The following is a 15,964-nucleotide window of genomic DNA, read 5'->3' on the forward strand; positions in this document are numbered from 1 at the left end:
CTTACGCTATTCTTGTACGAAATTATTTAACTTCGCGATCTACTAATTCAACGTAAGCCATTGGTGCAGCATCACCTGCACGGAAGCCCGCTTTAAGAACACGTAGATAACCGCCGTTACGTTCTTTGTAACGAGGGCCAAGAACGGTAAATAGTTTACCAACAGTTGCTGCTGAACGAGTACGAGCAAATGCCAAGCGGCGGTTTGCAACAGTATCGTTTTTAGCTAAAGTGATTAAAGGCTCAGCAACGCGGCGAAGTTCTTTCGCTTTAGGCAAAGTTGTTTTGATTAACTCATGCTCTACTAAAGCATTTGTTAAGTTTTGAAACAACGCCTTACGGTGGCTGCTTGTACGGCCTAATTTCACACCACTATTACGATGACGCATGGTGAATAGTCCTACTTAATTAACGGCTACGATAGGCAAAACGATCGTCCATACGGAGGCTAGCCGGAGGCCAGTTCTCTAAACGCATGCCGAGCTGTAAGCCCTTAGAAGCCAGAACATCTTTGATTTCTGTAAGCGATTTTTTACCTAAGTTAGGAGTTTTTAACAACTCCACTTCAGTGCGCTGTACAAGGTCGCCGATGTAGTAAATATTTTCTGCTTTCAAACAGTTAGCAGAACGAACAGTAAGCTCTAGATCATCTACTGGACGAAGCAAGATTGGGTCAACTTCTTCACGAGGTTCTTGAGCAACTGGCGCTTGATCTTTCTGAAGGTCAACAAAAATCGCAATTTGCTGCTGCAAAATAGTAGCTGCTTTGCGGATTGCCTCTTCAGGATCAACCGTACCATTTGTTTCAAGATCAATGACGAGCTTATCAAGGTCAGTACGTTGTTCTACACGAGCATTTTCAACTGTGTAAGACACACGTTTGATTGGGCTATAAGACGCATCTAACTGTAAACGACCCACTGGGCGAGTTTCGCCTTCAGGGAAGCGTGAGTCAGAAGTCTCATAACCACGGCCTTGAGCAACTTTCAGGCGCATCTTAAGATTGCCTGAAGCACTTAAAGTGCCGATCACGAGTTCAGGGTTAACCACTTCAACATTGTGTGGCAAACGAAGGTCAGCGGCTGTTACATCGCCAGGACCTTGTTTTTCCAATGTCAAATAAGCTTCATTTTGATCGAACAGCTTAATAGACAATCCTTTTAGGTTCAGCAAGAGCTCGACGATGTCCTGCTGCAAGCCTTCCAAAGTACTGTACTCGTGCTCGACACCTTCAATTTCAACTTCAACCACGGCAGCGCCAGGTAAAGAAGAAAGTAGGATGCGACGTAAAGCATTACCAAGAGTATGACCAAAGCCACGCTCTAAGGGTTCTAGAATAACTTTTGCCGAGGTCCCGCTTGCCGCTTCGACCTTAATCGCTTGCGGAGTTAGAAACTCATTTGCAGTACGCGTCATTATTGCTACCTCAAGGATTATTTAGAATACAATTCTACAATCAAGCTTTCGTTGATTTCAGCAGGTAAATCAGAACGATCTGGTGCAGCTTTAAATGTACCTTCAAGTTTAGAATTATCAACTTCCATCCAAGAAGGAATACCACGTTGAGCCGCTAATTCAACTGCGCTTTTAATACGCAATTGTTGTTTAGCGCCTTCGTGAACTGCAATCACGTCACCAGCTTTAACTTGGATAGACGCGATGTTAACGCGACGGCCATTTAAAGTGATAGAACGGTGAGATACAAGCTGACGAGCTTCTGCACGTGTAGAACCAAAACCCATGCGATAAACAACGTTATCTATACGGCTTTCAAGCAATTTCAACAAGTTTTCACCTGTTGCGCCTTTCACACGAGCAGCTTCTTTGTAGTAATTACTAAATTGACGCTCTAAAACACCGTACATACGACGTACTTTTTGTTTTTCACGTAATTGTAGTGAGTACTCAGATTGCTTACCACCACGAGCTCCGCCATGTTGGCCAGGAACTTTCGCATGTTTTTTAGTTTTGACGTCAAATGGTTTAACGCCAGATTTTAATTGCAGGTCTGTCCCTTCGCGGCGAGAGAGTTTGCATTTTGGACCAATATAACGAGCCATGAATGATTCTCCTTAGACGCGACGTTTTTTAGGTGGACGGCAACCGTTGTGCGGGATTGGCGTCACATCGGTAATGCTGTTAATTTTATAACCCACTGCACCTAAAGCACGAACCGCAGATTCACGACCAGGACCAGGACCTTTTACAAGGACGTCCAAGTTTTTCAAACCGTAGTCTAAAGCTGCTTTACCAGCAACTTCAGCAGCTACCTGAGCAGCAAACGGAGTTGATTTACGTGATCCACGGAAGCCTTGTCCACCTGAGGTGGCCCAAGCCAGTGCATTACCTTGACGATCGGTAATAGTCACAATGGTGTTATTAAAAGAAGCGTGAATGTGTGCGACACCTTCAGAGACGGTACGAGTGACCTTCTTGCGTGCGCGAGTATCTTTAGCCATCTTTTAGCTTCCAGAAAATCTTATTTCTTAATAGGTTTGCGCGGACCTTTACGGGTACGTGCGTTAGTTTTGGTGCGTTGTCCACGGACAGGCAAGCTGCGACGATGACGAAGACCGCGGTAGCAGCCTAAATCCATTAAACGTTTAATGTTCATGGAAATTTCGCGACGTAAATCACCTTCGGTCGGAACCTTAGCAACTTCTGCACGAATCGCATCGAGCTGAGCATCATCTAACTCGCGAATCTTAGTAGTAGTCTGAATACCAGCAGCAGCTAAGATGTTCTTAGCAGTGTGGCGACCAATACCAAAGATATACGTTAGAGAGATAACAGCATGCTTGTTATCCGGAATGTTTACACCGGCAATACGAGCCATTCAATTTTCTCCAAAAAGGCAGTTAAGACAATCAACCGCCCCACAAAAATCTTGAGGGGCGGATAATAACCTAATTAGCCTACTGAAATCAACAGGTCTTGATCAGATTAACCTTGACGCTGCTTATGACGAGGTTCTGCGCTGCAAATTACGCGAATAACCCCATTACGACGGATAACTTTACAGTTACCACAAATTTTCTTAACAGAAGCTTGTACTTTCATGATGAAACCTCTAAGTGCGCTTATCCCTTAGGATGAGCAGTCGTTTTTCTCATTAATGATTGATTATCATATTGGTGCGAAGTCAAATGGGCTTGAAGCTGAGCCATAAAGTCCATTACAACTACCACTACAATCAGTAAAGATGTACCGCCTAAGCTGAATGGAATACCAAACGAACTTTGCAGAATCATCGGCATTAAGCAGATGACTGTGATATAAATCGCGCCAATAAACGTCAAACGATTGAGAATATGATCTAAGTAACGAGCAGTTTGCTCACCTGGGCGTATACCCGGCACATAAGCTCCACTACGTTTAAGATTCTCTGAAACTTCCTTCGGGCTGAAAACCAGCGCTGTATAAAAATAACAGAAAAATATAATTAACGCACCAAAGAGTACCAAATATAATGGTTGTCCAGGCGACAACACCAGAGCCAAATCTTGAAGGCTACGCTTAATAAATCCTGCACTTGGATCCGAACTGCCTACCCATTGACCTAAGCTCGCAGGGAACAAAAGCAATGAACTAGCAAAAATTGCCGGAATGACACCCGCCATATTAATTTTTAATGGCAAATGTGACTGCTGTGCAGAAAACACACGACGGCCTTGCTGTTTTTGAGCATAGTTCACTGGAATGCGACGTTGCGCTTTCTCAATGAATACAATGGCTGCTAAAACAGCTAGAGACAATAAGCCAAAGATTGCCAGCCCAATTAAGCTGGTTTGACCATTGTCTGTAGAAGATAATGATTGCAGAACTAAATTCGGCAACCCTGCAACAATACCAGCGAAAATGATCATGGAAATACCATTACCCACTCCACGCTCTGTAATTTGCTCTCCTAGCCACATCAAGAACATTGTCCCTGCAACCAGAGATGTTACTGCTGGAACATAAAAAGCCAAACCAGAATTCAGAGTAATCCCCTGACTGATTAAGCCTGCACACATACCAACAGCTTGCACGAATGCAAGAAATAACGTGCCTTGACGCGTATATTGATTAATTTTACGCTTTCCTTGCTCGCCTTCTTTTTTCAAAGCTTCAAGCGAAGGAACAACCGTAGACATCAACTGCACAATAATTGAGGCAGAAATGTACGGCATAATACCTAGAGCAAGAATTGACATCCGCTCTAATGCACCACCAGAAAACATATTAAACAAACCAAGGATAGTTCCCTGATTTGCATTAAAAAGATTTTCCAATGCAGCATTATTAATGCCCGGTACTGGAATATGCGCTCCTAGCCGAAAAACCAGCAACGCGCCAATGAGAAACATCATTCGGCGAATAATTTCACGGTATTTCACATGAAATGGCTGGCCTTTCATCATATTTACATGACCTGAAGAACTAGGAGTCATAGACACTGGGGATTACTCCTCGACTTTACCGCCAGCAGCTTCTACAGCAGCTTTAGCGCCTTTAGTCAATGCAACACCTTGAACAGTGAAAGCACGAGTAATTTCACCAGAAAGTACGATACGTGCACGAATCATATCTTTACGTACAACGTTAGCAACTTTCAAAGTTTCAAGTGAAATAATATCACCTTCTACTTTAGAAAGTTCTGATAAACGTACTTCAGCAGTTTTCAACGCCAATTGGCTAGTGAAACCGAATTTAGGCAAACGACGATATAACGCAGTTTGACCGCCTTCGAAACCAGGACGTGTACCACCGCTCTTACGTGAATTCTGACCTTTGACACCACGGCCACCAGTCTTACCAACACCAGAACCAATACCACGGCCCAAACGAAGGTTATCACGTTTAGCACCTTCTGCAGGTGCAATTGTATTTAAACGCAGAGTCATGGCTTAATCCTCTACACTAACCATATAGTAGACTTGGTTGATCATACCACGGTTAGAAGGCGTATCTTGCACTTCTACAGTATGACCAATACGACGCAGACCTAAACCTTTAAGGCTAAGCTTGTGATTTTTCAAGCGATGCGATGAAGATTTAGTCTGGGTAACTTTAATCGTTTTCATGATTGATTACCCTTGAATTTGTGCTACTGAAAGACCACGTTTCGCAGCAACCTTCTCTGGAGAAGTCATGTCACGCAAACCTTTGAAAGTTGCGTTAACTACGTTTGCAGCGTTAGTAGAACCATAACATTTAGTCAATACATTACGTACACCAACAGCTTCTAGAACAGCACGCATAGCGCCACCAGCAATTACGCCAGTACCTTCAGAAGCAGGTTGCATGTAAACACGGCTTGCACCGTGACGAGCATTGATTGGATGTTGAACAGTACCATCAACAAGATCAACAGTAATCATGTTACGACGAGCAGCTTCAAGTGCTTTAGCAATAGCAGCTGGAACTTCACGCGCCTTACCACGACCAAAACCTACACGACCATTTCCATCACCCACAACAGTTAATGCTGTGAAAGAGAAAATACGACCGCCCTTAACAACTTTGGCTACACGATCAACGGCAACCAGTTTCTCAACGAAACCTTCGTTTTGTTCAACTTTAGCCATGATTAGAACTCCAAGCCGTTTTCACGAGCAGCATCAGCCAAGGCTTTGATACGACCATGATATTTGAAACCAGAACGGTCAAACGCAACTTTAGTTACACCAGCTGCTTTAGCGCGTTCTGCGATTAAAGCACCTACTTGTTTAGCTGCTTCAACGTTACCAGTTGTACCAGCGCGTAAAGTAGCATCTAAAGTAGAAGCTTGAGCTAATACTTTGCCACCATCGGCTGAAATAACTTGAGCATAGATGTGACGCGGCGTGCGGTTTACACACAAACGAGTCGCACCCAATGCACGGATGTGCAAGCGTGTGCTTTTCGCACGACGCAAACGGGTTTGTTTCTTTTCGTTCATAAGAACCTCGCGCCTTATTTCTTCTTAGCTTCTTTACGAAGTACAACTTCGTCAGAATAACGAACACCTTTACCTTTATAAGGCTCTGGCGGACGGTAACCACGGATTTCTGCAGCAACTTGACCTAAAGCAGCTTTATCAGCAGACTTAAGGATAATTTCTGTTGCAGTTGGAGTTTCAGCAGTTACACCTTCAGGAAGGTCGTAATTGATCGGGTGTGAAAAACCTAGATTAAGGTGAACAACGTTACCTTTAATCGCAGCTTTATAACCAACACCGATAAGCTGTAACTTACGTTCGAAGCCTTCGTTAACACCTTTTACAAGGTTGTTTAACACAGCGCGAGCTGTACCAGCTTGCATCCAAGAATCTTTCGATTCTTTAACAGGAGCAATATGAAGTTGACCTTCTTCCTGTTTAAGCTCGACCAGCGCATGCAGGTTGAAAGACAATGTACCTTTAGTGCCTTTCACTTCGACCTGCCGGCCGTTCTGAGTAACTGTTACACCATTAGGTACAGTTACTGGGGCTTTAGCCACACGAGACATGAGGAATCACCTATTAAGAAACAAAAGCAATAACTTCACCACCGATGCCCGCAGCACGTGCAGCGCGATCAGTCATGATGCCTTTGCTTGTAGAAACAATTGCAATACCTAAACCTTGCTTAACGCTCGGAAGTGCATCTTTACCGCGATATTGGCGAAGACCTGGACGGCTTACGCGCTTCACAGTATCAATTACTGGTTTGCCTTCAAAATACTTTAAAGTAATCGTCAAAGTCGCTTTGCCTTCATTGTCAGCAATAGCTACTTCTGAGATATAACCTTCTTGTTGAAGTACGTTAGCAATTGCAACCTTCAACTTAGAATTCGGCATTGAAACAGTTTGTTTCTTTGCCATTTGTGCGTTACGAACACGGGTTAGCATGTCGGCAACGGTATCTTGCATACTCATATATAGTGCTCCTTACCAGCTTGCCTTAACAACGCCCGGTACATCACCTTGCATTACTGTTTCACGTAATTTGTTACGGCTTAAGCCGAACTTACGGAAATAGCCATGAGGACGACCAGTTAAACCACAACGGTTACGTAGACGTACTGGAGATGCATTACGTGGTAATGCTTGAAATTTCATCATCGCTTCGAAACGCTCTTCGTCGCTAGCATTTACGTTTGCAATAATTGCTTTTAATTCAGCACGTTTCGCAGCGTATTTAGCAACAGTAGCTTCGCGTTTCAATTCGCGATTAATCATACCTTTCTTAGCCATATCGACCTCTTATTTGAACGGGAAGCCGAATGCACGCATTAGCGCACGGCCTTCGTCATCGGTGCGAGCAGTCGTAGTAATGGTAATATCCATACCACGAATACGATCAATCTTATCAAAATCGATTTCAGGGAACATGATCTGTTCCTTCAAACCCATTGAATAGTTACCACGACCATCAAATGATTTCGCAGAAAAACCGCGGAAGTCACGAATACGTGGAATCGCAATAGAGATCAAACGGTCTAAGAATTCGTACATACGTTCGCCGCGTAAAGTAACTTTACAACCAATCGGCCAACCATCACGGATTTTAAAACCAGCAATTGATTTACGAGCTAAAGTTAAAACTGGTTTTTGACCAGCAATAGCTTGCATATCAGAAAGAGCACCATCAAGGAGTTTTTTGTCAGCAGAAGCCGCACCAACACCCATATTGATAGTAATTTTAGTGATGCGAGGGATCTCCATCACATTCTTAACGCCCAATTGTTCTAATAACTGAGCTTTAAGTTCGTTATTGTAACGTGTTTTAAGTCTGGCCATAGCCTATTGCAACCTATTACTTCGCTACCGCCACTGATTCACCATTTGATTTGAATACGCGAGTTTTCACGCCTTCAATCACTTGGTAACCAACACGGTCAGCCTTTTGGGTTGTAGCATTAAAAAGTGCCACGTTTGAGATATGAAGCGAAGCTTCTTGTGTAACTACAGCGCCTTCAGCACCTGTTGCACGGTTCGGCTTTTGATGCTTCTTAACCAAGTTAAGGCCTTCAACCATAACACGGTCAGTTGAAACAGACAGTACAGTACCCTGTTTGCCTTTTTCTTTACCTGCGATCACAATTACTTGATCGCCTTTTTTAATCTTAGCCATGATCGCCTCTTATAGTACTTCAGGAGCCAATGAAATAATTTTCATGAACTGTTCAGTACGAAGTTCACGAGTCACTGGTCCGAAAATACGAGTTGCAATCGGCGCTTTGTTGTTGTTCAAAATAACAGCAGCATTATCGTCAAAACGAATTACTGAACCATCTGGACGACGGATGCCGAATTTTGTACGTACAACTACAGCATTCATCACATCACCTTTTTTAACACGTGCGCGAGGAATAGCTTCTTTTACAGTAACTTTAATAATGTCGCCAACAGAAGCATAACGACGATGTGAACCACCTAGTACTTTAATACATTGTACGCGGCGAGCACCACTGTTGTCTGCTACGTCGAGCATACTTTCGGTTTGAATCATTGCCCTACTCCAAAACCGAGCATCACCGGTCGCAATTTCGAAAGGCTCAAAGAGTACTCGAAATTGACCGATGATGCAAGAACGTTAATTACTCAGCAGCAGCTTCAACAACTTCAACTAGAGTCCAAGACTTAGTTTTAGAAATTGGGCGGCTTTCTTTGATAGTTACAACATCGCCAGTTTTAGCTGTGTTGTTCTCATCATGAGCATGTAATTTTGTTGAACGGCGGATTGATTTGCCATACAACGGGTGTTGAACACGGCGTTCAATAAGTACAACAATAGACTTGTCCATTTTGTCGCTTACTACTTTGCCGGTTAACGTGCGGACTGTTTGTTCACTCATTGTCCGTTCCCCTGTTTTTCGGTAAGGAGGGTCTTAATACGAGCAATAGTCTTACGAGTAACCGCAACTTCATGCGATTTACCCAATTGGCCAGTTGCTTTTGCCATACGAAGACGGAATTGGTTTAACTGTTGCTCATCAAGCAAAGCCTTCAACTCTTCTACCGACTTTTCACGTAGATCTATAGTTTTCATTACATCACCGTCTTAGTAACGATAGAAGTTTTAAACGGAAGTTTAGCAGCAGCAAGCGTAAACGCTTCACGTGCCAACTCTTCGTTTACACCTTCCATTTCGTACAGGATCTTACCTGGCTTGATTACACAAACCCAGTATTCCACTGAACCTTTACCTTTACCCATACGAACTTCTAATGGCTTCTGAGTAATTGGTTTATCAGGGAAAACACGGATAAAGATCTTGCCACCACGTTTAACACGACGGCTAATTGTACGACGAGCTGCTTCAATTTGACGCGCAGTCATATGACCACGTTCAAGTGATTTAAGCGCAATAGTACCAAAAGATACTGTGCTACCGCGTTGTGCTAGACCAGTGTTACGGCCTTTATGCATTTTGCGGAATTTAGTACGTTTAGGTTGCAACATGGATTATTCTCCTTTTTCAGCAGAACGATCATTGCGACGACCACGACGCTCTTGACCTTCACCACGACCGCGACCACGTTTAGCTGGACGTTCTTCAGCAGGAGCAGGGTTCATGACTTGTTTCATGCCACCTAAAATCTCGCCACGGAAAACCCAAACTTTAACACCGATCGTACCGTAAGTAGTTTCTGCACGAACAGATGAGTAGTCGATGTCAGCACGAAGTGTATGCAAAGGTACACGACCTTCACGATACCATTCTGTACGAGCAATTTCAGCACCGCCTAAACGGCCAGAAACTTCAACTTTAATACCTTTAGCACCAGAACGCATAGAGTTTTGAACCGCACGCTTCATAGCACGACGGAACATAACACGCTTTTCTAGTTGAGAAGCAATTGCTTCAGCAACTAAACGAGCATCTAAGTCTGGGCGATCGATTTCGTTGATACTTACTTGCGCAGGAACACCCATAATAGATGTAAGTTCGCGTTGTAGCTTCTCAATGTCTTCGCCTTTTTTACCGATTACGATACCTGGACGAGCAGTGCTAATAGTAATTTTAGCAGCGCCTGTAGGACGTTCGATAAGAATATTGCTTACCATTGCGTTCTTAAGTTTTTTAAGTAAAAACTCACGAACTTGCAAATCTTTAAGCAAGTATTCAGCATATTGTTTCGGACTCGCATACCAGTTAGCGTTATGACGTTTCACAACACCTAGGCGGATACCGATTGGATGAACCTTCTGACCCATATCAAACCCCTACCTTAACGGTAATGTGACAAGTACGCTTAGTAATACGATCCGCACGGCCTTTAGCACGTGGCAAAATACGTTTCAGGCTAGTGCCTTCATCAACGTAGATCGTAGAAACTTTAAGGTCGTCTACATCTAAACTGTTATTATGTTCAGCGTTTGCAATCGCAGATTCTAATGCTTTTTTCACCAAAACTGCAGCTTTTTTATTGCTGAAATTTAAGATGTTAAGCGCGTGAGCAATTGATTTGCCACGGATTAAATCTGCAACCAAACGAGTTTTTTGTGCCGAGATAGCGGCACCGCGTAATTTAGCAGTAACTTCCATCATAGCACCTTAACGTTTAGATTTCTTGTCAACACCGTGACCACGATAGGTACGAGTTGGCGCGAATTCACCGAGTTTATGACCAACCATGTGTTCAGATACGATCACTGGAACATGGTTACGACCATTATGTACAGAAATTGTTAGACCAACAAAATCCGGGAGGATCATCGAACGACGCGACCAAGTTTTGATCGGCTTACGGTTATTAGCCGCGATAGCCGCTTCAACCTTAGCGAACAAGTGCGCATCGACGAATGGGCCTTTTTTCAGAGAACGAGGCATTGTCAGATTCCTTTACTTGTTACTTAACGCGACGGTCGCGAATGATCATCTTAGTCGTACGCTTATTGGTACGTGTTTTGTACCCCTTAGCTTTTTGACCCCATGGGCTTACAGGTTGAATACCTTTATTACGCCCTTCACCACCACCATGTGGATGGTCAACTGGGTTCATCGCCATACCACGAACGGTAGGACGAATACCACGCCAGCGAGATGCACCAGCTTTACCTAGTGAACGAAGGTTGCTTTCTTGGTTAGAAACTTCACCAAGAACTGCACGGCATTCAACGTGAATTTTACGCATTTCACCAGAACGTAAACGAACGATAGCGTAAGAACCGTCACGACCCAACAACTGAACTGAAGTACCAGCTGAACGAGCTAATTGCGCGCCTTTACCAATTTTAAGTTCGATGTTGTGTAGAGTAGAACCGATTGGCATGTTGCGAAGTGGCAAGCAGTTACCTGGACGAATTGGAGCATCGTTACCAGACTGAACTTGATCACCTGCGCGAAGGCCTTTAGGTGCAATAATATAGCGACGCTCACCATCAGCATACAAAACTAAAGCAATGTGTGCAGTACGGTTAGGATCGTATTCAATACGCTCAACTACAGCTGGGATGCCGTCTTTGTTACGTTTGAAGTCAATAAGACGGTAGTTTTGTTTATGACCACCACCAACATGACGAGTCGTAATATGACCATTATTATTACGGCCACCAGTACGTTTTTTAGCTTCAACCAACGGTGAGTACGGTGCGCCTTTGTGAAGATGGTCGTGAACGACTTTCTCTACAAAGCGACGCCCTGGCGACGTTGGCTTACATTTTTGAATAGGCATAATTTTCGTCCTTATTCCGCTGCGTTTTCAGCGGTATCGCCCAAGTTAGCCATTTCAACATCTTGGCCAGCTTTCAGGGTGACGTATGCTTTTTTAACATCAGAACGACGTCCTAATGTTTTACCAAAGCGTTTAGTCTTACCTTTAGTGATCGTTGTGTTAACTTTAACAACTTGAACACCAAACAGTTGCTCAACTGCTTTTTTGATTTCAAGTTTGTTTGCATCAAGTGCAACTTTAAAAACTTGAACACCAGCAGTTTCGCCTAAAACTTGTGCTTTTTCTGAGAATACAGGTCCTTGTAGGACTTGATAGATACGTTCGTTGTTCATCCGAGTTCTACCTCAATTTTCTTAGCAGCAGCTACAGACATAACAACTTTGTCAAACGCAATCAAGCTAACTGGATCAATTGCAGCAGCATCAACCACATCTACATGTGGAATGTTACGAGCAGCAAGATACAAATTCTCATCAACAGCATCTGTAACGATCAAAGCGCGAGTCGCATTTAAGTCGTTAAGTTTTGCAAGCAATTCTTTAGTTTTTGGAGCTGCAATAGCAATCTCTTCAACCAAAACTAAGCGACCTTGACGAACAAGTTCAGCTAGGATGCATTGCATAGCACCACGGTACATTTTACGGTTTACTTTTTGAGACCAGTCTTGTGGACGAGCAGCAAAAGTTTTACCACCACCAACCCAGATTGGGCTACGAATAGAACCAGCACGCGCACGACCAGTACCTTTTTGACGGAAAGGTTTTTTACCACCGCCAGATACATCGCCACGAGACTTTTGAGCTTTAGAACCTTGACGACCGCCAGCTAAATAAGCTGTAACAACTTGGTGTACAAGAGCTTCATTAAACTCACGTCCAAAAGCAACTTCAGACAATTCAACAGCAGAGCCGGAAACAGTATTTAAATTCACAATATTTCCCCTCAGGCCTTGATTGTAGGACGTACAGTTACGTCACCACCGGTAGCACCAGGAACCGCGCCTTTCACAACAAGAACTGAACGTTCAACGTCGATAGCAACGATTTCAAGACCCTGTGTAGTTACGCGTTCAGCGCCCATATGGCCGGCCATTTTCTTGCCTTTGAACACGCGACCAGGTGTCTGGTTTTGACCAGTAGAACCCAAAACACGGTGAGAAAGTGAGTTACCGTGTGTAGCATCTTGCGTACGGAAGTTCCAACGCTTAACACCACCTTGGAAACCTTTACCTTTAGACTGACCAGTTACGTCAACAATTTGACCCACTGTGAACAATTCAACGGTAAGCGTACCACCAACTTCACGACCTTCAAGATCAGCTTCTGTAGCGCGGAATTCTTGAACTAAACGACCAGCAGCAACACCCGCTTTAGCGAAGTGACCTTTCTGAGGATTAGTTACGCGAGATTCGCGACGTTCACCAGTAGTGATTTGAATCGCTTGATAACCATCAGTTTCAAGCGTTTTGATTTGAGTGATGCGGTTAGGATCAACCTCAATCACTGTTACAGGCACAGAAACACCAGCATCTGTAAAGATACGTGTCATACCGCACTTGCGACCGACTAAACCAATAGCCATGTGCATAAACCTCTAAAAAAAGCGGCTTAATTAACCTAGAGTGTTAATTAACCGAAAGTCTTAACCCAATGCGATCTGAACATCAACACCAGCTGCAAGATCCAACTTCATCAATGCATCAACAGTTTTATCTGTAGGTTGAACGATGTCGATCAAACGTTTGTAAGTGCGGATCTCGTATTGGTCACGCGCATCTTTGTTAACGTGTGGTGATGTTAAAACGTTAAAACGTTCGATGCGAGTTGGCATCGGAATAGGACCACAAACTTGTGCGCCAGTACGTTTTGCTGTTTCTACGATCTCTTGAGAAGATTGATCAATTAAACGATGATCAAAAGACTTAAGACGGATACGAATTCTCTGGTTAGACATACCAGTTAACTCCAAGCCAAATATATAAAGAATCACCCTTGACGCATCTCCCCCCATTAAATAAATATAGGGCAAGTGTCAAAGGCAGTGAGTTATCACTAAGGTCACGATCGATGCCGCAACTGTCACGATGTTAACTGCTTTATTCGCAGTCAACCCCCTTTCATTAAAGGGTCGCTCATTATATCCATTGTTTAATGCATAAGCAAATGTCTTTTCTTCTTTTTCCCTTATTTAAAAAATTAAGCGTAAGATCAATTGCTTATATTTTAATCAGCATGCCGTTTTCCTTAAAACATACTCAATTGCTTTATTTAATATTTGATTTCCCTGAATAAATTTATTTTTTTCTGATTTTTTTAACTCTTTCGATGATTGCACATATTCTCCCTTATATAACGCCAATTCGTCATCATCATCTAAAAATAAGGCCAAAGTTTCAGGTGTCATTTCTGGATGAAATTGAAAGCCCAGTACATTTTTACCAATTTGGTACATTTGATTACGACATACCTCATTTTCTGCTAAATGTACCGCCCCTTTTGGAATTTCGAAGGTTTCGCTGTGCCATTGCATGACGTTAAATTGATCTGGGAGTTGAAAACAATCGTGCGGGGTAAACTTGATTTTTCGAATCGTACTCCACCCAAGTTCCTGCACTGTATTTTTACCAACCGCAGCCCCAAGTGCATTCGCAATTAACTGCCCACCCAAGCACAACCCTATTGCTGGTTTTCCTAAGGAAAGGTATCGCCTTAACCACCGTTTTTCAATTTTTAACCAAGGGTAATTGGCTTCATCATTCACACTCATGGTGCCACCCATAATAATGAGCAAATCGACATCTTCTACATGAGGTAATGCCTCTATATCTAAAGGTCGGTCTACAGGCAGTGCGAAAAACTCTGTTGCTGAAATTTGTGCATTCATTTCTTTCAAATATGAATAACAACTTCCGAACCCTTCACCAGCAATATGCTGAAAATAATGTACTTTTAAATGCGACTTCATGCGCGCTTGCCTATTGTTGTAGCTATACCTCAGTTTTGCAAAAAGGAAGCCAACTTTATGCTCAATGCTGGGTTTGTAAACAAATCAAACAATTTATAGCGAAAACTACAACGATCTCTTAAGCTTATGTTGTCTATTTCCCCACTTTTAGAGCTGTATTGTGAAAAAAAACCCGCAAACTGCATTAATTCACGCACCAAGAAAAGCCCCACAATATGTATCAACAATACAGCCTCCCCTATTTCGTGCATCAACCATTATTTTTGACAATACCAATGCCCTATTTAATCGCCATTGGACAGATCGCTACGATTATAGTTATGGCACACATGGCACACCGACCACATTTACCTTGGCTGATAATATTGCGCAGCTTGAAGGGGGTGAGTTTTGCTTATTGGCACCCAGTGGTTTGTCTGCAATTAATTTGGTTAACTCTTGTTTTTTAAGTCAGGGGGATGAAGTTTGGGTGGCTGACAATATTTATGGGCCAAATATGGAGCATCTGCGCAATTTAGAAATGCGCTATGGCATTACAGTAAAGGTGTATAACCCCATTGATGTTGCAAGTTTTCAACCGACCGAAAAAGCCAAACTCATTTGGCTAGAAGCTGCAGGCTCTGTGACTTTAGAATTTCCCGATTTAAACAACTTGGTCAAAAAAGCCAAAGCACATCATGTATTAAGTGCCTTGGACAATACATGGGGCGCAGGGCTTGCCTTTAATGCTTTCGATTTTGGCGATGAACATTTAAGTGTCGATTTAACCGCACATGCCCTGACCAAATATCCAAGTGGTGGTGGTGATATTTTAATGGGTTCCGTGGTTACACGTGATGAAAAACTCCATCAGCAACTATTTCGTATGCACGCCCTTCAAGGTATTTCTATTTCTGGTGATGATACTGCCCAAGTTCAACGCAGTTTGGCTTCTATGCAAATACGTTATCAACATCAATCTGAAAGCACATTAACCTTATTAGCATGGCTCAAACAACAAACTGAATTTGCACAAATTTTACATCCTGCCGATGAAACTTCTGCAGGACATACCTATTGGAAAGAAATTTGTAGCACAGAACAAAGTGCAGGCTTAGTCAGTGTGATTTTTAAACCTGAATATCACCTAAAAGATGTTCGTCATTTCTGTGATGCATTGTCTTTATTTAAACTGGGTTTTAGTTGGGGTGGGCCTATTAGCTTGGTCATGCTCTACAATTTAAAAGAAATGCGCACCTTAGAACATACACATTTACAACAAGGTTTATTGGTGCGTTTCTGCATAGGACTGGAACATCCACAAGATTTAATTCAAGATATAAAAAACGCGTTAAAACAATTGAAAAGACAACAACTCGAATAATTTATAAATAGGA

The 15,964-nt window shown here is 42.9% G+C and carries 29 protein-coding genes and 1 pseudogene; 1 reads left to right on the top strand and 29 read right to left on the bottom strand.

Features of this window, described 5'->3' with window-relative positions; translation table 11 throughout:
* Positions 1-22: 22 nt before the first annotated feature.
* From rplQ to BBP83_RS14740, 29 genes and pseudogenes are all read right to left on the bottom strand, one after another.
* Positions 23-388 carry a 50S ribosomal protein L17 gene (gene rplQ / locus BBP83_RS14600; RefSeq protein ID WP_004641032.1) on the bottom strand — a complete coding sequence of 122 codons (366 nt, stop codon included), beginning with the start codon at positions 386-388 and terminating at the stop codon, positions 23-25.
* 19 nt (positions 389-407) lie between these two features.
* Positions 408-1,415, bottom strand: a complete 1,008-nt coding sequence (locus tag BBP83_RS14605; RefSeq protein WP_068889834.1) for a DNA-directed RNA polymerase subunit alpha — start codon at positions 1,413-1,415, stop codon at positions 408-410.
* Positions 1,416-1,432: 17 nt separating this feature from the next.
* Positions 1,433-2,059 carry a 30S ribosomal protein S4 gene (rpsD, locus tag BBP83_RS14610; RefSeq protein ID WP_068889835.1) on the bottom strand — a complete coding sequence of 209 codons (627 nt, stop codon included), beginning with the start codon at positions 2,057-2,059 and terminating at the stop codon, positions 1,433-1,435.
* A 12-nt stretch (positions 2,060-2,071) separates the two neighbouring features.
* On the bottom strand, positions 2,072-2,458 hold the full coding sequence (gene rpsK, locus BBP83_RS14615; RefSeq protein WP_004281491.1) for a 30S ribosomal protein S11: 387 nt from the start codon (positions 2,456-2,458) through the stop codon (positions 2,072-2,074).
* Positions 2,459-2,478: 20 nt separating this feature from the next.
* The gene (gene rpsM, locus BBP83_RS14620) at positions 2,479-2,835 is read right to left on the bottom strand and encodes a 30S ribosomal protein S13 (RefSeq protein WP_004869505.1); all 357 of its coding nucleotides are present in this window, start codon (positions 2,833-2,835) and stop codon (positions 2,479-2,481) included.
* A gap of 107 nt (positions 2,836-2,942) precedes the next feature.
* Positions 2,943-3,059, bottom strand: coding sequence for a 50S ribosomal protein L36 (gene rpmJ, locus BBP83_RS14625; protein WP_039619814.1), 117 nt, complete (start codon positions 3,057-3,059; stop codon positions 2,943-2,945).
* Positions 3,060-3,079: 20 nt separating this feature from the next.
* Complete coding sequence (gene secY / locus BBP83_RS14630) at positions 3,080-4,399, bottom strand: preprotein translocase subunit SecY (RefSeq protein WP_171258127.1); 1,320 nt, start codon at positions 4,397-4,399, stop codon at positions 3,080-3,082.
* 45 nt (positions 4,400-4,444) lie between these two features.
* Positions 4,445-4,885, bottom strand: a complete 441-nt coding sequence (gene rplO, locus BBP83_RS14635) for a 50S ribosomal protein L15 (protein WP_078055460.1) — start codon at positions 4,883-4,885, stop codon at positions 4,445-4,447.
* Between the two features lie 3 nt (positions 4,886-4,888).
* Positions 4,889-5,065 carry a 50S ribosomal protein L30 gene (gene rpmD / locus BBP83_RS14640; RefSeq protein ID WP_068889838.1) on the bottom strand — a complete coding sequence of 59 codons (177 nt, stop codon included), beginning with the start codon at positions 5,063-5,065 and terminating at the stop codon, positions 4,889-4,891.
* Between the two features lie 6 nt (positions 5,066-5,071).
* Positions 5,072-5,569, bottom strand: coding sequence for a 30S ribosomal protein S5 (gene rpsE, locus BBP83_RS14645; protein WP_068889840.1), 498 nt, complete (start codon positions 5,567-5,569; stop codon positions 5,072-5,074).
* Positions 5,570-5,571: 2 nt separating this feature from the next.
* Positions 5,572-5,922 carry a 50S ribosomal protein L18 gene (gene rplR / locus BBP83_RS14650; protein WP_067669342.1) on the bottom strand — a complete coding sequence of 117 codons (351 nt, stop codon included), beginning with the start codon at positions 5,920-5,922 and terminating at the stop codon, positions 5,572-5,574.
* A gap of 14 nt (positions 5,923-5,936) precedes the next feature.
* Positions 5,937-6,470, bottom strand: coding sequence for a 50S ribosomal protein L6 (gene rplF / locus BBP83_RS14655; RefSeq protein WP_068889842.1), 534 nt, complete (start codon positions 6,468-6,470; stop codon positions 5,937-5,939).
* A gap of 13 nt (positions 6,471-6,483) precedes the next feature.
* Positions 6,484-6,879 (bottom strand): 30S ribosomal protein S8, encoded by a 396-nt coding sequence (gene rpsH, locus BBP83_RS14660; RefSeq protein WP_068889843.1) that lies wholly within the window; start codon positions 6,877-6,879, stop codon positions 6,484-6,486.
* Between the two features lie 12 nt (positions 6,880-6,891).
* Complete coding sequence (gene rpsN / locus BBP83_RS14665) at positions 6,892-7,197, bottom strand: 30S ribosomal protein S14 (RefSeq protein WP_067762906.1); 306 nt, start codon at positions 7,195-7,197, stop codon at positions 6,892-6,894.
* A gap of 9 nt (positions 7,198-7,206) precedes the next feature.
* Complete coding sequence (rplE, locus tag BBP83_RS14670) at positions 7,207-7,743, bottom strand: 50S ribosomal protein L5 (RefSeq protein WP_068889845.1); 537 nt, start codon at positions 7,741-7,743, stop codon at positions 7,207-7,209.
* Positions 7,744-7,759: 16 nt separating this feature from the next.
* Entirely contained in the window at positions 7,760-8,077 is a 318-nt protein-coding gene (gene rplX, locus BBP83_RS14675) for a 50S ribosomal protein L24 (RefSeq protein WP_068889847.1), read from the bottom strand.
* A 9-nt stretch (positions 8,078-8,086) separates the two neighbouring features.
* Complete coding sequence (rplN, locus tag BBP83_RS14680; protein WP_004657680.1) at positions 8,087-8,455, bottom strand: 50S ribosomal protein L14; 369 nt, start codon at positions 8,453-8,455, stop codon at positions 8,087-8,089.
* 88 nt (positions 8,456-8,543) lie between these two features.
* Positions 8,544-8,801, bottom strand: coding sequence for a 30S ribosomal protein S17 (gene rpsQ / locus BBP83_RS14685; protein ID WP_004691314.1), 258 nt, complete (start codon positions 8,799-8,801; stop codon positions 8,544-8,546).
* Positions 8,798-8,995: a 50S ribosomal protein L29 gene (rpmC, locus tag BBP83_RS14690; RefSeq protein WP_068889849.1), complete on the bottom strand. Its 198-nt coding sequence runs from the start codon at positions 8,993-8,995 to the stop codon at positions 8,798-8,800. Before rpmC ends, rpsQ begins: the two co-directional genes overlap by 4 nt.
* A complete protein-coding gene (rplP, locus tag BBP83_RS14695; protein WP_068889851.1) occupies positions 8,995-9,408 on the bottom strand; it encodes a 50S ribosomal protein L16 in 414 nt (137 codons plus the stop codon). The genes rpmC and rplP overlap by 1 nt, the downstream gene beginning before the upstream one ends.
* Positions 9,348-10,164, bottom strand: a pseudogene (rpsC, locus tag BBP83_RS14700) (30S ribosomal protein S3). The gene rplP and the pseudogene rpsC overlap by 61 nt, the downstream one beginning before the upstream one ends.
* 1 nt (position 10,165) lies before the next feature.
* Positions 10,166-10,495, bottom strand: coding sequence for a 50S ribosomal protein L22 (gene rplV / locus BBP83_RS14705; protein WP_068889854.1), 330 nt, complete (start codon positions 10,493-10,495; stop codon positions 10,166-10,168).
* A gap of 9 nt (positions 10,496-10,504) precedes the next feature.
* The gene (rpsS, locus tag BBP83_RS14710; RefSeq protein ID WP_004281508.1) at positions 10,505-10,780 is read right to left on the bottom strand and encodes a 30S ribosomal protein S19; all 276 of its coding nucleotides are present in this window, start codon (positions 10,778-10,780) and stop codon (positions 10,505-10,507) included.
* A gap of 19 nt (positions 10,781-10,799) precedes the next feature.
* Positions 10,800-11,624, bottom strand: a complete 825-nt coding sequence (gene rplB, locus BBP83_RS14715; RefSeq protein WP_068889856.1) for a 50S ribosomal protein L2 — start codon at positions 11,622-11,624, stop codon at positions 10,800-10,802.
* Positions 11,625-11,635: 11 nt separating this feature from the next.
* Positions 11,636-11,956: a 50S ribosomal protein L23 gene (gene rplW, locus BBP83_RS14720; RefSeq protein WP_068889858.1), complete on the bottom strand. Its 321-nt coding sequence runs from the start codon at positions 11,954-11,956 to the stop codon at positions 11,636-11,638.
* The gene (rplD, locus tag BBP83_RS14725; protein ID WP_068889861.1) at positions 11,953-12,555 is read right to left on the bottom strand and encodes a 50S ribosomal protein L4; all 603 of its coding nucleotides are present in this window, start codon (positions 12,553-12,555) and stop codon (positions 11,953-11,955) included. Before rplD ends, rplW begins: the two co-directional genes overlap by 4 nt.
* Positions 12,556-12,566: 11 nt before the next feature.
* Entirely contained in the window at positions 12,567-13,205 is a 639-nt protein-coding gene (rplC, locus tag BBP83_RS14730) for a 50S ribosomal protein L3 (RefSeq protein ID WP_068889863.1), read from the bottom strand.
* 60 nt (positions 13,206-13,265) lie between these two features.
* Positions 13,266-13,577, bottom strand: coding sequence for a 30S ribosomal protein S10 (gene rpsJ / locus BBP83_RS14735; RefSeq protein ID WP_004725677.1), 312 nt, complete (start codon positions 13,575-13,577; stop codon positions 13,266-13,268).
* A gap of 273 nt (positions 13,578-13,850) precedes the next feature.
* Positions 13,851-14,588 (bottom strand): type 1 glutamine amidotransferase, encoded by a 738-nt coding sequence (locus BBP83_RS14740; RefSeq protein WP_068889865.1) that lies wholly within the window; start codon positions 14,586-14,588, stop codon positions 13,851-13,853.
* Positions 14,589-14,748: 160 nt separating this feature from the next.
* Here BBP83_RS14740 and BBP83_RS14745 point away from each other — a divergent pair, with 160 nt between their 5' ends.
* Positions 14,749-15,951 (top strand): PLP-dependent transferase, encoded by a 1,203-nt coding sequence (locus tag BBP83_RS14745; RefSeq protein ID WP_068889867.1) that lies wholly within the window; start codon positions 14,749-14,751, stop codon positions 15,949-15,951.
* The last annotated feature ends 13 nt before the right edge of the window (positions 15,952-15,964 follow it).

The organism is Acinetobacter celticus (assembly GCF_001707755.1).
GTDB lineage: Bacteria > Pseudomonadota > Gammaproteobacteria > Pseudomonadales > Moraxellaceae > Acinetobacter > Acinetobacter celticus.

What these genes read in the sequence shown, in the direction of transcription:
- BBP83_RS14605 (WP_068889834.1), bottom strand. Translation starts at nt 1,415, where the DNA reads ATGACGCGTACTGCAAATGAGTTTCTAACTCCGCAAGCGATTAAGGTC.
- secY (WP_171258127.1), bottom strand. Translation starts at nt 4,399, where the DNA reads ATGAAAGGCCAGCCATTTCATGTGAAATACCGTGAAATTATTCGCCGA.
- rplC (WP_068889863.1), bottom strand. Translation starts at nt 13,205, where the DNA reads ATGGCTATTGGTTTAGTCGGTCGCAAGTGCGGTATGACACGTATCTTT.
- rplF (WP_068889842.1), bottom strand. Translation starts at nt 6,470, where the DNA reads ATGTCTCGTGTGGCTAAAGCCCCAGTAACTGTACCTAATGGTGTAACA.
- rpsQ (WP_004691314.1), bottom strand. Translation starts at nt 8,801, where the DNA reads ATGAGTGAACAAACAGTCCGCACGTTAACCGGCAAAGTAGTAAGCGAC.
- rplQ (WP_004641032.1), bottom strand. Translation starts at nt 388, where the DNA reads ATGCGTCATCGTAATAGTGGTGTGAAATTAGGCCGTACAAGCAGCCAC.
- rpsN (WP_067762906.1), bottom strand. Translation starts at nt 7,197, where the DNA reads ATGGCTAAGAAAGGTATGATTAATCGCGAATTGAAACGCGAAGCTACT.
- rplN (WP_004657680.1), bottom strand. Translation starts at nt 8,455, where the DNA reads ATGATTCAAACCGAAAGTATGCTCGACGTAGCAGACAACAGTGGTGCT.
- rplW (WP_068889858.1), bottom strand. Translation starts at nt 11,956, where the DNA reads ATGAACAACGAACGTATCTATCAAGTCCTACAAGGACCTGTATTCTCA.
- rpsH (WP_068889843.1), bottom strand. Translation starts at nt 6,879, where the DNA reads ATGAGTATGCAAGATACCGTTGCCGACATGCTAACCCGTGTTCGTAAC.
- rpsK (WP_004281491.1), bottom strand. Translation starts at nt 2,458, where the DNA reads ATGGCTAAAGATACTCGCGCACGCAAGAAGGTCACTCGTACCGTCTCT.
- BBP83_RS14740 (WP_068889865.1), bottom strand. Translation starts at nt 14,588, where the DNA reads ATGAAGTCGCATTTAAAAGTACATTATTTTCAGCATATTGCTGGTGAA.
- rpmC (WP_068889849.1), bottom strand. Translation starts at nt 8,995, where the DNA reads ATGAAAACTATAGATCTACGTGAAAAGTCGGTAGAAGAGTTGAAGGCT.
- rpsM (WP_004869505.1), bottom strand. Translation starts at nt 2,835, where the DNA reads ATGGCTCGTATTGCCGGTGTAAACATTCCGGATAACAAGCATGCTGTT.
- rplV (WP_068889854.1), bottom strand. Translation starts at nt 10,495, where the DNA reads ATGGAAGTTACTGCTAAATTACGCGGTGCCGCTATCTCGGCACAAAAA.
- rplO (WP_078055460.1), bottom strand. Translation starts at nt 4,885, where the DNA reads ATGACTCTGCGTTTAAATACAATTGCACCTGCAGAAGGTGCTAAACGT.
- rpsS (WP_004281508.1), bottom strand. Translation starts at nt 10,780, where the DNA reads ATGCCTCGTTCTCTGAAAAAAGGCCCATTCGTCGATGCGCACTTGTTC.
- rpsJ (WP_004725677.1), bottom strand. Translation starts at nt 13,577, where the DNA reads ATGTCTAACCAGAGAATTCGTATCCGTCTTAAGTCTTTTGATCATCGT.
- rplX (WP_068889847.1), bottom strand. Translation starts at nt 8,077, where the DNA reads ATGGCTAAGATTAAAAAAGGCGATCAAGTAATTGTGATCGCAGGTAAA.
- rplB (WP_068889856.1), bottom strand. Translation starts at nt 11,624, where the DNA reads ATGCCTATTCAAAAATGTAAGCCAACGTCGCCAGGGCGTCGCTTTGTA.
- rpmJ (WP_039619814.1), bottom strand. Translation starts at nt 3,059, where the DNA reads ATGAAAGTACAAGCTTCTGTTAAGAAAATTTGTGGTAACTGTAAAGTT.
- rplR (WP_067669342.1), bottom strand. Translation starts at nt 5,922, where the DNA reads ATGAACGAAAAGAAACAAACCCGTTTGCGTCGTGCGAAAAGCACACGC.
- rplE (WP_068889845.1), bottom strand. Translation starts at nt 7,743, where the DNA reads ATGGCCAGACTTAAAACACGTTACAATAACGAACTTAAAGCTCAGTTA.
- rpmD (WP_068889838.1), bottom strand. Translation starts at nt 5,065, where the DNA reads ATGAAAACGATTAAAGTTACCCAGACTAAATCTTCATCGCATCGCTTG.
- rpsE (WP_068889840.1), bottom strand. Translation starts at nt 5,569, where the DNA reads ATGGCTAAAGTTGAACAAAACGAAGGTTTCGTTGAGAAACTGGTTGCC.
- rplP (WP_068889851.1), bottom strand. Translation starts at nt 9,408, where the DNA reads ATGTTGCAACCTAAACGTACTAAATTCCGCAAAATGCATAAAGGCCGT.
- rpsD (WP_068889835.1), bottom strand. Translation starts at nt 2,059, where the DNA reads ATGGCTCGTTATATTGGTCCAAAATGCAAACTCTCTCGCCGCGAAGGG.